This window comes from Neorhizobium huautlense (genome assembly GCF_002968575.1).
Taxonomy (GTDB): domain Bacteria; phylum Pseudomonadota; class Alphaproteobacteria; order Rhizobiales; family Rhizobiaceae; genus Neorhizobium; species Neorhizobium huautlense.
This window is the reverse complement of the sequence record NZ_PVBM01000054.1, coordinates 1-9472: the sequence shown is the minus strand read 5'-3', so window position 1 is coordinate 9472 and position 9472 is coordinate 1. Positions and strand designations below refer to the sequence as shown.

General features: G+C 59.2%; 8 protein-coding genes, 1 tRNA gene and 1 pseudogene. 7 read left to right on the top strand and 3 right to left on the bottom strand.

Annotated elements, in window-relative coordinates; genetic code table 11:
• Positions 1 to 169 precede the first annotated feature (169 nt).
• Positions 170 to 245: transfer RNA gene (locus tag C5L12_RS26860), tRNA-Lys, on the bottom strand.
• 199 nt (positions 246 to 444) lie between these two features.
• Between C5L12_RS26860 and C5L12_RS26855 the strand changes: the two genes are divergently transcribed.
• Together C5L12_RS26855 and C5L12_RS26850 are read left to right on the top strand one after the other, a co-directional pair.
• Complete coding sequence (locus C5L12_RS26855) at positions 445 to 1200, top strand: cytochrome c biogenesis CcdA family protein (protein ID WP_105375067.1); 756 nt, start codon at positions 445 to 447, stop codon at positions 1198 to 1200.
• 45 nt (positions 1201 to 1245) lie between these two features.
• Positions 1246 to 2208, top strand: a complete 963-nt coding sequence (locus tag C5L12_RS26850) for an AEC family transporter (protein ID WP_105375065.1) — start codon at positions 1246 to 1248, stop codon at positions 2206 to 2208.
• Here the strand turns inward: C5L12_RS26850 and C5L12_RS26845 are convergent.
• Complete coding sequence (locus tag C5L12_RS26845) at positions 2185 to 3387, bottom strand: UbiH/UbiF family hydroxylase (protein ID WP_105375064.1); 1203 nt, start codon at positions 3385 to 3387, stop codon at positions 2185 to 2187. The two genes, C5L12_RS26850 and C5L12_RS26845, sit on opposite strands and share 24 nt — an antisense overlap.
• Before the next feature lie 170 nt (positions 3388 to 3557).
• Between C5L12_RS26845 and pcsA the strand changes: the two genes are divergently transcribed.
• The 5 genes from pcsA (at position 3558) to C5L12_RS26820 (ending at position 9158) form a co-directional block, all read left to right on the top strand.
• Complete coding sequence (gene pcsA, locus C5L12_RS26840) at positions 3558 to 4301, top strand: phosphatidylcholine synthase (protein WP_105375066.1); 744 nt, start codon at positions 3558 to 3560, stop codon at positions 4299 to 4301.
• 171 nt (positions 4302 to 4472) lie between these two features.
• Positions 4473 to 6047, top strand: coding sequence for an ABC transporter ATP-binding protein (locus C5L12_RS26835; protein ID WP_105375063.1), 1575 nt, complete (start codon positions 4473 to 4475; stop codon positions 6045 to 6047).
• Entirely contained in the window at positions 6037 to 7125 is a 1089-nt protein-coding gene (locus C5L12_RS26830; RefSeq protein WP_105375062.1) for an ABC transporter permease, read from the top strand. The genes C5L12_RS26835 and C5L12_RS26830 overlap by 11 nt, the downstream gene beginning before the upstream one ends.
• Entirely contained in the window at positions 7125 to 8039 is a 915-nt protein-coding gene (locus tag C5L12_RS26825) for an ABC transporter permease (protein WP_105375061.1), read from the top strand. Before C5L12_RS26830 ends, C5L12_RS26825 begins: the two co-directional genes overlap by 1 nt.
• A gap of 45 nt (positions 8040 to 8084) precedes the next feature.
• Positions 8085 to 9158 carry a BMP family ABC transporter substrate-binding protein gene (locus C5L12_RS26820; RefSeq protein ID WP_105375060.1) on the top strand — a complete coding sequence of 358 codons (1074 nt, stop codon included), beginning with the start codon at positions 8085 to 8087 and terminating at the stop codon, positions 9156 to 9158.
• A 99-nt stretch (positions 9159 to 9257) separates the two neighbouring features.
• Here the strand turns inward: C5L12_RS26820 and C5L12_RS26815 are convergent.
• Positions 9258 to 9472 (bottom strand): annotated as a pseudogene (locus C5L12_RS26815) (IS110 family transposase); the annotation flags it as partial.

Below are 9472 nucleotides of genomic sequence, written 5' to 3'. Positions count from 1 at the left end.
GAAGTCGACGACGGTATTTGGCTCGTCAGCTTCATGCACTATGATTTGGGATATATCGACCTGGAGCAGAGAACTTTGCAAACCATCGACAATCCGTTCGGCACGAGATTGTCACCCATGTCTTAGGGACGATCTGTTACAGATGTCTCCGGTATGGACAAGGTGCAGGTGGTGAGAGCGCAGGGATTCGAACCCTGGACCTACTGATTAAAAGTCAGTTGCTCTACCGACTGAGCTACGCTCTCCCACGGTACGCGAGACGCGTCCTTGAAAGTGCGCGGAACATATGCAGGCGACCTCTTGCGGTCAACCCGCAAAAACAGCAAAAATGCGGCTTGTTGACGCTTTTCCATGCCGGAGCGAAAAGGTGATTGGCATTTGCCGCTTTCAGACATTAGGTGAGGCGCATTAAGCGGGGTGATGCGCCCCCTGTTGGAGCCGCTGGTGTCGATTGCCGAAATTTCCCTCTTGAGCGCACTGATTGCCGGTGCGCTGTCGTTCCTTTCTCCTTGCGTGCTGCCGCTCGTGCCTCCGTATCTTTGTTATATGGCCGGTATTTCGGTGGATCAGTTTCGCGGCGGCGGTGCTGCGGTTGCCGTGCAGGCGGGTGGTACGCGCAAGGCGGTGCTGATGGCGGCGCTGTTCTTCACGCTCGGCTTTGCGACCGTCTTCGTGGCGCTCGGTGCCGGCGCGTCCACCATCGGCGTCCTGCTTCGTCAGCATCTGGATCTCCTGTCGAAGATCGGCGGCCTGATCATCATCGTCATGGGGCTGAACTTCCTTGGCGTCTTCCGCATCGGCCTGCTCGCGCGCGAAGCGCGTTTCCAGGGCGGAGGGCAGCCCGCGACGCTGTCGGGCGCATATGTGATGGGCCTTGCCTTTGCCTTTGGTTGGACGCCCTGCATCGGTCCTGTGCTCGGCGCGATCCTGGGTGTGGCGGCGTCACGCGACACGGTCAGCGAAGGGGCAATGTTGCTCGCCATCTACTCGCTGGGCCTCGCCGTTCCCTTCTGGATCGCAGCCGGCTTTTCCGGCGCCTTCATGCGCTTCCTGACGCGCTTTCGCCGCCATCTCGGTCTGGTGGAGAAGGCCATGGGCGTGTTCCTGATCCTGACCGGCCTTGCCTTCATTTTCGGATTCGTCACTTCCGCCGCAATCTGGTTCCAGCAGACCTTTCCAATCCTGATGCAAATCGGCTAACCGAAAGCTTCCTCAAACCTTGGCCCGCATACGGGCAGGCAAAAAATGGCCGATATCATTGCATTGCTATTGCCCTTTTTCGGGCTGATCTTCATCGGCTACCTTGCTGCGAAGGTAACCAAACAGCCCGCTGAAGCTCTTGGATGGATGAATACCTTCATCATCTATGCAGCTCTTCCGGCACTCTTCTTCAAGCTGGTGTCGCGCACGCCGGTGGAGCAGCTGACCAGAGCCGACTTTATCTTCGGCGAGATTGCCGCGACCTATCTGGTCTTTCTTCTGCTTTTCCTGATCGGCTTCTTCATTCGCCGGAACTCCTTTGAAGACTGTACCATTCAAGCCTTTGCAGGCTCCTATGGCAATATCGGCTATATGGGGCCGGGTCTCGCTCTTCTGGCCTTCGGGGAAGCGGCGGCAGTGCCGGTTGCGCTGATTGTCTGTTTTGAAAACGCCGCTCATTTCGTCGTGGCCCCGGCCATGATGGCAGTCGCCGGCGAAGACAGGCGGCCGGTGGTGCAGGTCGTGCTGGAAATAGCCCGAAAGGTGATCCTCCACCCGTTCATCATCTCGACTGCATTGGGCTTTTGTTTTGCCGCTTTCGGCTTCAGGCCGCACGACTCCGTGCAGCGTCTGATCGACTACCTCGCTCAGGCGGCAGCGCCTTGCGCATTGTTTGCCATGGGAGTGACGCTGGCGTTGCGGCCGATAAAGCGGGTGCCGCTCGAAATCGGCTATATCGCAGTTGCAAAGCTGATTCTGCTGCCGATCACCACCTATACGGTTCTCTCGCTGATCGGCAATTTCGAGCCGGTCTGGATTTATTCCGCTACGCTGCTTTCGGCTCTGCCGACGGCCACCAACGTCTTCGTGATCAGTCAGCAATATGGAATTTGGCAGGAGCGGGCGTCAGCCAGCATCCTCATCATTACGGCCGCTTCCGTCCTGACGCTTCCCGTCCTGCTTTATCTCATCCATTCCGGTGCGTTACCGCCGGATCTCGTTCCGTAAGGCATCGACGACGGCACGGAAACCTCGGCCCGGTTCGATGCCTTCGCGCATCAGGAGATTTCGCAGTGGCGGCGCGCCGCCGAGAATATGAAGGCCCGCCGCGCGCAGCATCTGGACCGGCAAGAAATCCGATAGCAGCGAGCGGTTCAGGATATCGACGCCAAACGTGCGGCTCATGACATCGGGCCGCCGGCGACGGTTGAACTGGTCGCCTGCATCGGCGGCGATTGGACGGTCGCCCGTCGCTGCAAGCAACTCCGTGAGCGCTATCACATCGCGAAGCGACAGATTGAGGCCCTGCGCCCCGATGGGCGGGAAAGCGTGCGCCGCCTCACCAATCAGCGCCAGGCGCCCCTTGCCGAAACGGTCCGCCATCAGGCTGGAGAGCGGCCAGATCTGCGGTGTACCTTCCACGGCCACCTTGCCGAGGATGGATTGCATCCGATCTTCGACCCGGCGGGAGAGTTGGTCCGACGGCAGTTCGATGAGGCGCTGGGCTTCCTCCGGCTTGACGACCCAGACGAGGCTGGATCGAAGCCCGGGCAGCGGCACTTGGGTAAAGGGGCCGGTCTCGGTGTGGAATTCCGTCGAGACATTGCTGTGGGGGAGGGTGTGGGAAAAATTCAGCACCAGCGCCGATTGGGGATAGGACCAGGTGCGTGTGCCGATGCCTGCGGCATCCCGGGTCTTGGATTTGCGTCCGTCGGCTCCAACGACGAAATCCGTGGTGATCGTCGATCCGCCGGCAAGCGTTATCGCGACACGTTCTGCCGAATAATCCAGGGTTTCGACGCTCTGTTCTATCTTCGTGATGTTCGGTTCGGCAGCGACGGCGGCGTCCAGCGTCAGGGTCAGCGCATTGTTCGGTATGTTGTAACCAAAGGCATAAAGGCCAACGTCCAAGGCGCGAAATTGCGCCGTTGGCGCCCGCAGCAGCCGCTTCGTGGCGTCGATGATCTGCATCACGGAAAGGGGGGCGGCCGAAGGCGCAATATTCTCCCAAACGCCAAGCCGCTCCAGGAAACGAATTGATTGGTCCATCAGTGCCGTGGTGCGTTCATCGCTCTTTTCCAAGGCAGGGGCGATGAAGGCCAGTTTGCGGCCCGAGCGTGCCAAGGCCAGCGTCGCAACCGAGCCCGCGAGACCTCCCCCTACCACCGCGACTTCGAAATGCTGCATGTGCGTCGTCCTGCTCTGCGAATGTCGATCAGATATCTAGAGCCCCAGTATGCGCATATCCATGGGGCACGACGGCGCAGCAACAGAAAAAGCAATGATTTAAGGATGTGGAAAATGCCAAGTTGGTTGCAAAGCATGCCAATTCGCCGCATATCTGCCACACCAAAGCAATGCGGGACTTACGTGTGATCAGGCGAATATTCAACTACAGGAAAGTTCCCTATGCGGAGATTCGCGCCTTTTCGGTTCATTTGCTGACTGCGTCAGGTTCCTTTCTTGCATTTCTTGGCGTCGTTGCCGCAGCCGAACATCGCTTCGTCGATATGTTCTGGTGGTTGGGCCTGGCGCTTCTCGTTGACGGTATCGACGGGCCGATCGCACGCAAGGTAAAGGTCAAGGAAGTTCTTCCGAACTGGTCCGGCGACACTTTGGACAACATCATCGACTACGTGACCTATGTCCTGTTGCCGGCCTTTGCGCTTTATCAGAGCGGCATGATCGGCGAACCCTGGTCGTTTTTCGCCGCCGGAGCCATCGTCGTATCCAGCGCGGTCTATTACGCGGACATGGGCATGAAGACGGATGAATATTTCTTTTCCGGCTTTCCCGTCGTCTGGAACATGGTGATCTTCACGCTCTTCGTCATCGACGCCAGTGCGATGACAGCACTGATCGTCGTGTCGGTCTCCGTCATCCTCACCTTCTTCCCGATCAACTTCCTTCATCCTGTCCGGGTGAAGCGTTTGAGGTCGCTCAATCTCGCGGTCTGCCTGATCTGGTGCGCGCTTGGGGGGTATTCGCTTCTTCTGCATTTCAACTCGCCCGACTGGGTCATCTGGGGCGTGGTTCTCAGCGGTATCTACCTCTATTGCATTGGCGGTGTGCTGCAGCTTTTTCCAAACCTTGGAAAATGAGCTGGAGTTGCTTCAGCGCCGGCGTTTTCATGTTGTGCGAAGCAACAAAAACGGTATCAATATGATCGATCGGCGCGATGCCTTCAGATCGCGCCTGCGCTTTTAAAAACAAGGCGCTGCCATCGGTGAAAACGCCTCGCAGAAGGCGACCGGCAGCGAACAGGGGGTTCAGTGACGTTACCCGAAGGTCCGGCAGCAGTACCGCTTTTGTCGGTTCGAGGTTTGACCAAGCTTTTCGGCAGCTTTGCCGCCTGCAATGCGATCGATCTCGATATTGCGGCAGGTGAGATCCATGCGCTTCTGGGAGAGAATGGTGCCGGCAAATCGACGCTGGTGAAGATGCTTTTCGGCGTGCTCCAGCCCAGCGCCGGTCAGATCTTGTGGGAAGGCACACCGGTTACGATCAGCTCGCCCGGCGAGGCGAGGCGTCTCGGCGTCGGCATGGTCTTTCAGCACTTTTCATTGTTCGAGGCCCTGACGGTGGCGGAAAACATCGCCTTGTCGCTGGACCCGAAGATTTCCCTATCGAAGATCTCCGATGAAGCGGCTGCCCTTTCAAAGGCCTACGGCCTGCCGCTGGATCCCAAGGCGCATGTGGCGGATCTTTCCGTGGGCGAACGTCAGCGGATCGAGATCGTTCGGGCGCTGCTGCAAAATCCCAAGCTGATCATTCTCGACGAACCGACGTCTGTGCTCACGCCGCAGGAGGCTGACCGTCTGTTCGAGACGCTCTTCAAGCTCAAGGCCGAGGGACGGTCGGTTCTTTACATCAGCCACCGGCTGGAGGAGGTCCGCCGGATCTGCGATCGCGCCACCGTTTTGCGCCACGGCAGGGTGACGGGCGCCTGCGATCCGAAACTGGAGACGCCCGCCTCGCTCGCCCGCATGATGGTCGGTTCGGACGTCGCGCAGGTCCATCGGGATAGCGCCGAAGCACTTGGGGATATTCGCATCGAGGTGACCGATCTCTCGGTACCGGCGCGGACGCCGTTTGCCGTGTCGCTCAAGAATATTTCCTTGAAAGTCCGTGCCGGCGAAGTGCTTGCGATTGCAGGAGTGGCGGGTAACGGGCAGGGCGAGCTTTTCGATGCGCTGTCGGGAGAATATCCAGTCGCGGACGACGAAGCGATCCGTATTCGCGGTAAGGCGGTCGGCGGCATGGGCATCAACGGTCGCCGCCTGCTAGGCGCCGGCTTCGTGCCGGAAGAGCGTCACGGGCATGCGGCGGTTTCGGCGCTGCCGTTGTCGGATAATCTTCTGCTCGCCCGCAGCCAGTCGGATAAACAGGCATTTCTTTCGGGCGGTGCAGTTTCGATCATCCGCCAGGATGCGATCCGTTCTGCCACACGCCGCATCTGCGAGGCGATGGATGTGAGGAAAAGCGGAGAGGATCCCCTGGCCGGTTCGCTCTCCGGCGGCAATCTGCAGAAATTCATCGTCGGACGGGAGCTTGACCGCCAGCCGGCGGTGCTGATCGTCAACCAGCCGACTTGGGGCGTCGATGCGGGCGCGGCTAGCCGCATCAGGCAGGCACTCATCGACCTCGCCAAAGCCGGTTCCGCGGTGGTGGTCATCAGCCAGGACCTGGACGAGATTTTCGAGGTTGCGACCAATATTGCCGTCATCTCGGAGGGCCAGCTTTCCGATCCTCATCCTGCAGGCACGCTGACGCTCGAGCGCATCGGCCTGATGATGGGCGGTATTCACGAAAGCCATTCAATCCCGGAGGCGGCGCATGCACATTGAACTCGAGAAGCGCGCTCGCGTCTCGACGCTGTTCTCCATTCTCTCGCCGCTGCTTGCATTGGCTCTGACGCTTGTCTTCGGCCTCGTTATGTTCTGGCTGCTCGGCAAGAGCCCGCTCGGCGCTCTCTACAGCTTCTTCGTCGAACCGCTGCTTGAAGTGTGGTCGCTGCATGAACTGGCGGTAAAGGCGGCACCCCTCATCCTCATCGCCGTAGGCCTGGCCATCTGTTACCGGTCCAACAATTGGAACATCGGTGCGGAAGGTCAATTCACCATTGGAGCCATTACCGGCTCGATCCTTCCGGTGATGAACCCCGAATGGCATTCGCCGTTGATCCTGCCCCTGATGCTGCTGATGGGCATGGCGGGTGGCGCATTCTATGCGGCGATCCCGGCGCTGTTGAAAACGCGGTTCAACACCAATGAGATCCTGACCAGTCTGATGCTGGTTTACATCGCGCAGCTTTATCTCGACTGGTTGACGCGCGGTCCGTGGCGCGACCCGCAGGGCTACAATTTCCCACAGACCAAAAGCTTCCAGATCGAAGCGGTCCTGCCGGAAGTTCTCTCATCTGGCCGCGCTCATTGGGGTTTCATCTTTGCACTGGTTGCAGCAGTCGCCTTGTGGTTCATGATGCGGTTCATGCTCAAGGGGTTTCAAGTCTCCGTTCTCGGACAATCGGAGCGGGCAGGGCGCTTCGCCGGCTTTTCGGCCCGCCGGATGGTGTGGTTCTCTATGCTGCTTTCCGGAGCGCTGGCGGGGCTTGCGGGGATTTCGGAAGTCTCCGGCTCGATCGGCCACCTGCAGCCGTCGATCTCTCCGGGCTACGGCTTTACCGCCATCATCGTCGCCTTCCTGGGCAGACTTAATCCGCTCGGGATCGTCGCTTCCGGCCTGGTCCTGGCACTGACTTATCTCGGCGGAGAAGCGGCTCAGCTTTCCATCGGGATATCCGACAAAGTGAGCCGTGTCTTCCAGGGACTGCTGCTCTTCTTCGTGCTCTCCTGCGATACACTAATCCATTACAAGATCCGCCTAGTTCTTGCCGGAGCAACAACTGGCGAGGCAAGACGCTGATGTTCGAGGCCATCCTTCTCACTGTCATCACCGCGTCGACACCGCTCGTTATTGCCGCACTCGGGGAACTGGTCACGGAACGCGCCGGCGTTCTCAATCTGGGCGTCGAAGGCATGATGATCATGGGAGCGGTCTGTGCCTTTGCCGTAACGCAGATAAGCGGCTCGCCCTATGTCGGCCTTTTCGCCGGCATTTTGGGCGGAGGGATTTTCTCGCTCCTATTCGGCTTCCTGACGCTCACCCTCGTCGCAAATCAGGTGGCGACCGGTCTTGCGTTGACCATACTTGGGCTCGGCCTGTCCGGGCAGATCGGCGAGGCCTTCGTCGGTCAACCCGGCATCAAATTGCAGCCGATTGTCTTTCCGCTGCTTTCGGATATCCCGTTTTTCGGCCGAGTGCTGTTCAGTCAGGACCTGACGTTCTACTTCTCGATAGGCTTGGTGATCGGGATCAATTGGTTCCTGTTCAAAAGCCGCACCGGCCTCAAAATGCGGGCGATCGGAGATAACCACGCCTCGGCCCATGCACTGGGCATCAATGTCATCCGAACCCGGTATCTAGCTGTCATGTTTGGGGGGGCATGTGCGGGGCTCGCGGGCGCGCAGCTTTCGCTTGTCTATACGCCGCAATGGGTGGAGAACATGTCGGCAGGGCGGGGCTGGATCGCGCTGGCACTTGTGGTCTTCGCCTCCTGGCGCCCCTGGCGTGTGCTTGCAGGCGGCTACCTCTTCGGCGCGGTCACCATCGGCCAGCTGCATGCCCAGGCCTTCGGCATCGGCATCCCGTCGCAATTCCTGTCCGCGCTTCCTTACGCGGCTACTATTGTCGTGCTGATCATCATCTCGCATAATCGTCGCACGACGCTCATCAATACGCCGGCATCGTTGGGGAAACCCTTTGTCCCCGACCGGTGACCGCGGTGGCACATCATCCGTCTTTGATCCAATAGAGGTTAGGAAATGAAGAAACTGATTATCGCCCTTGCCGCTTCGGCCGCCCTTCTCGGCGGCTTTTCGACCGGCGCTCAGGCCCAGGAGAAGAAAAAGGTCTGTTTCATTTACGTCGGCTCGCGCACGGACGGTGGCTGGACCCAGGCCCATGACCTCGGTCGCCAGCAACTGGACAAAGCGCTCGGCGCCAAGGTCGAGACTCCGTTCCTCGAAAATGTTCCGGAAGGTCCGGATGCCGAGCGCGCTATCGAGCGTATGGCGCGGTCCGGTTGCTCGCTTGTCTTCACGACCTCCTTTGGCTTCATGGATGCGACCGTTAAGGTCGCCGCGAAATTCCCGGATGTGAAGTTCGAGCATGCGACCGGCTTCAAGGCCGCACCGAATCTCGCGACCTACAATTCGCGCTTCTATGAAGGCCGTTATATCCAGGGTCAGATCGCTGCGAAGATGTCAAAGAAGGGCGTCGCCGGCTACATCGCCTCCTTCCCGATCCCGGAAGTGGTTATGGGCATCAATGCCTTCGAACTCGGTGCGAAGTCCGTCAATCCGAACTTTAAGCTGAAGGTCGTATGGGCAAATACCTGGTTCGACCCGGGCAAGGAAGCCGATGCCGCCAAGGCGCTCATCGATCAGGGCGTCGATATTCTGACCCAGCACACCGACACGACCGCTCCGATGCAGGTTGCCGCCGAACGCGGTATCCTGGCTTTCGGACAGGCCTCCGACATGATCGCGGCAGGCCCGAAGACGCAACTGACCGCGATCGTCGACACCTGGGGTGCCTATTATATCAAGCGCACCCAGGCGCTGCTCGACGGCACCTGGAAATCGGAGCAGATCTGGGACGGTCTTAAGGACGGCATCCTGACGATGGCGCCCTACACGAACATGCCGGACGACGTGAAGGCGATGGCAGAAGAGACCGAAGCCAAGATCAAGTCGGGCGAATTGCATCCGTTCACCGGCCCGATCAACAAGCAGGACGGTTCTGCGTGGCTCAAGGCGGGCGAAAAGGCTGACGACGGCACCTTGCTCGGTATGAACTTCTATGTTGAGGGCGTCGACGACAAGCTGCCGAAATAACGAGATCAGTGGACGCAGCAGCGACCAGGCATCATCTTGAACGGCGAGTGCCTGCAGATCAGCAGGCGCAAAGTTTGGTATAGCAAAAAAGCAACGGTGTTAGGTGTCAATCGCGTTGGCGTGGTGTTCCCGCATTCTTGCGTTGAGGATGATGATCATCTTTCGCATGACGGCGACGAGCGCGACCTTGCCGGGTTTTCCTTTCGATTTCAGCTTTTCGAAGAAAGCTCTGATGTCGGGATCGAAGCGGATTGCCGGCAGGGCTGCGATGTAGAGGGCATCGCGAACCGGTTTTCGACCGCCGGCAATCATGC